The 3,354-nt window shown below is 71.9% G+C and carries 4 protein-coding genes; 1 reads left to right on the plus strand and 3 read right to left on the minus strand.

All coding sequences use genetic code 11. The annotated features are described in order from the left end of the window. Positions 1 to 404: serine hydrolase domain-containing protein (locus tag AB0O29_RS34620; RefSeq protein WP_365160032.1), on the minus strand; the 404-nt coding region annotated here is incomplete at its 3' end. 182 nt (positions 405 to 586) lie between these two features. Then, on the minus strand, positions 587 to 1,615 hold the full coding sequence (locus AB0O29_RS34625) for a hypothetical protein (RefSeq protein ID WP_365160035.1): 1,029 nt from the start codon (positions 1,613 to 1,615) through the stop codon (positions 587 to 589). A gap of 161 nt (positions 1,616 to 1,776) precedes the next feature. On the opposite strand from AB0O29_RS34625, the gene AB0O29_RS34630 reads away from it, so the two are divergent. Continuing rightward, positions 1,777 to 2,379 (plus strand): TetR/AcrR family transcriptional regulator, encoded by a 603-nt coding sequence (locus tag AB0O29_RS34630; RefSeq protein WP_365160038.1) that lies wholly within the window; start codon positions 1,777 to 1,779, stop codon positions 2,377 to 2,379. A gap of 31 nt (positions 2,380 to 2,410) precedes the next feature. On the opposite strand, the gene AB0O29_RS34635 is transcribed toward AB0O29_RS34630, so the two are convergent. Then, positions 2,411 to 3,274, minus strand: a complete 864-nt coding sequence (locus tag AB0O29_RS34635) for an SMI1/KNR4 family protein (RefSeq protein ID WP_365160041.1) — start codon at positions 3,272 to 3,274, stop codon at positions 2,411 to 2,413. Positions 3,275 to 3,354 lie beyond the last annotated feature (80 nt).

Raw genomic sequence — 3,354 nt, forward strand, 5'->3', positions numbered from 1 at the left:
GCCAGCCGGGCGGCGATCGCCCGGTCATCGGCCAGCTCCTCCGGCGTGAACCCGGCGTCCAGCCCGACCACCCCGGCCCGGTGCGCCAGCAACTCCCGCAGCGTGACCCCGCCCTTGCCCTCGGCGGCGAATTCCGGCCAGTACGAGGCGACGGTCCGGTCGAGCTCCAGCAGCCCGTCCTGCACGAGCAGCGCGGCCACCAGGTAGGCCGCGCCCTTGGTGGAGGAGAACACCCCGACCAACGACTCGCCCCCCACCCCCTCGGACCACAGGTCCACCACCCGCTCCCCACCCCGGTACACGACGAGCTGCGCCCCGGGCGCGTTCTCCTCCTCGGCGAGGAACCCGGTGAACTCCTCCCGCACCCCTTCAAACCCGGCGACAACCGTCCCCTGAACAGCCACGATTTCTCCCCAACCCGGCAACCCGATCTCGCAGTCCGCCAACCCGCCACCCCACGGCCCTATTCCCCCCACCCGGGCAGGCTGGTGTGCCCTCGGTAGAGTCGGGCCGGCGGCCCCTGGAACAGGGCATGCGCGCGGACGGCAGAACGATCCAGCAGTGCATGACGTCCGCCCTGTCCCAACTACGCGAGGCCGGCCTGTCGATCCCGTTCTGACCGCCGCCCCGCCCGGCGCAGCCGCAGATGTGCCCCCGCCAGCAGCATCAGCACCGCGACCGAGAGCGCGGCGTTCACGCTGTACTTGACGGTGAGGGACACCTCGCCCAGAGGATCGACCGCGAACGAGAGACCCGCGTTGACCAGCAGCGCGGCACCGGCGACGGCCGCCACGTGATGGCCGCCCCATCCCGCCGCCCGGGAGCACCACGACAGCAGACCTCCGCCGAGCACCAGGGCCGCGGCGTCCAGCGCGGCTCCGGCCCACGTCGGCGAAGACAGCTGGTGCACGGTCAGCAGGACCACGGCGGCGCCCCCGGCAGCCCACGGGGACACGGCCCGTCGGGACACGACGACGGGCCGGCGCGGTACGGCGAACGCCGCGGCGACGAGCGCGAGCACGACCGCCGCCGTCACCCCGAGCCGGACGGCACCCGCCGTGAACTCCCGCGTGTGTTCGTGGACGAACACGACCACCGCCAGCAGGTACAGCACGGCCACCACCGCCGTCCCCGGCCGACCGAGCCACGGCCGGCCGGCAAGCCGCGGAACGAACGCCTCCACCATGGCGATCGGCGCGGCGAAACTCCAGATCACATGCCCCACGACGAACACCAGCACCTGCTTGACGCTCACACCGAGAACGGGGACGAACGTCGGCATCCGGTCCAGGTCCCACGAAGGGTCGTCCACGAAGTCCGGGTTGAAGAGGCTCTGGTCGATCAGCCCCGCCTCGACCAGCCCGAACGCGGCGCTCAGCAGCAGGATCGTCGGCCACCCGCGCCCCGTCCTGCGCGCGGTCTCGCGGATGAGCACGGCCACGGTGCCGTAGAGCGGGGCCAGGACGAGCAGGCCGGTCAGCAGGTCCAGCGGGTGGCCGATGATCTGGTCGTACCCGATCAGGTACTCGGCGCAGACCGGGGCGAGGACCAGGAGCCCCAGGACCGGTAACAGCCTCCGGAACATGGTCGGCTCGGGGGCGGGGGTGCTGTCCATGATGTCTTCCCTTCACTCACGGAGCGGGCCGATCGCGACGATCGCGTCGCTCATGGCGATCGGCCCCAACATAAACCGAATGCTCGGTCTATTAATCCTCCGCGAGGATGAGACAGGATCGGACCAGACCCCCGCACCCCCTCAGGAAGGACGCCGACACCGTGAGGACCGTCGACCCGGTCAAGCACCGGGCCCAGCGACAGCGCATCGTGAACGCCGCGGCCGCGCTCTTCGCGGCCAAGGGCTTCGAGCGCACGACGACCGCCGACATCTGCAAGGCGGTCGGGATGAGTGCCGGGAACCTCTTCCACTACTTCCCGAACAAGCGGGCGATCTTCCTCGCCGTCTTCGACGACGATCGGGAGGAGAAGACCGAACGCCTCGCCCGGGCGCAGGCGGCCGACGACCCGTGGGAAGGGCTACGGGAGACGGTCGACCTGCTCGCCGAGGCGGCCATGGAGCCGCTCGTCCCGCACCTGGTCATGGAGGCCATGGTCCAGGCGTACCGCGACGCGGAGCTCGATACGCTGCTGAGCCGCGACAACGCCACCGAACACACGGCGGTGAGCACCCTCTTGACGAGGGCCGCCGCCGCCGGGCGGATCGACCCAGGCCTCGACCCCGAGGACACCGCCACCTGGGTCCTCGCGCTCATCGCCTCGCTCTACACCAGCGCCGCCACGGACCCGTCCTTCCGCCCGGCCGAACAACTCCCCACCCTCCACCTCATCCTGCACCGCTACCTCCAGGCCCGCCCGGCCTGATCGGGCGGCGACGATGCGGGTGGGGCCGGCGTCAGCGGGATTCGTCCTCGTCCGTGCGGGTGTCCCAGGTGGCCAGGGGCGTCCCGGCCGCCGTGCTGATCGCGACGATGTCGCAACCCATGCGCTGGACGGCGCCCGTCAGGGCCCGGTGGACCCGTGCGTGGTCGCGGGGTGGGTAGGCCACGCGGATCTGGTGCGGGTTGGACAGGTCGTACGTCAGGTGCCAGTCGGTGCCGGCGGTCGCGAAGTGCTCCTGTCCCGACCCGCCGTCCTCCGTCCGCCAGGATCCGCGGTCCGAGGTGGGGGCCAGGGCCTCGCGGAGTACGCGCAGGCGCTCGGGGCGGGGGAGGGGTCCCTCGGACAGGCGCAGGCAGCGGTGGATGCGGGGGTGGAAGGTGTTGAACCACGGGGCGAGGTCCGGCTCCATGTCGCCGAGGAGCCGGGAGCTGAGCCGCCCGCCGCTCCAGCCCCCGATGAACTCGGCCGCGCCCTCGGTGAAGGTCTCGTAGTAGCCGTCCCGGTCCCAGACCACGACGGGCCAGGAGGCCGGGTCGCCGGCCGTCAGCCAGCACAGCCGGTCCGCGTCCATCGTGGTGCCCCAGACGAGGAGACCGCCCGGCTCGGGGTGCAGGGGGTACGGATACTGCTTCAGCCCGTCCCACCGGGGAGGCGCCGAAGGGTCCCCGTCCTGCCATTCCAGGCCGTTGTACGGGTTGTCGCCGAAGGGTGTGCGCAGGTAGAGCAAGTCGCAGAACTCGCCCCACCCGTACGCCTCGACGAGCGCCTTGTAGTCCCCGGGCAGCCGCACGCCGAGCCCCCGCTCGACCGCGGACCAGTCCCCGCGGGCGTCGAAGGGCTCGGGCGGTGGCGGTATGAGCCGCGTCAGAGAGTCCATCCGGCATGATAGGCGGCCCGGCGGGCAGCCGCATGACGAGGTCGATGACGCCGATGCCGTCCGGGCCGCGGTCGGTGAAG

The organism is Streptomyces sp. NPDC089915, assembly GCF_040684675.1.
Taxonomy (GTDB): Bacteria; Actinomycetota; Actinomycetes; order Streptomycetales; family Streptomycetaceae; genus Streptomyces.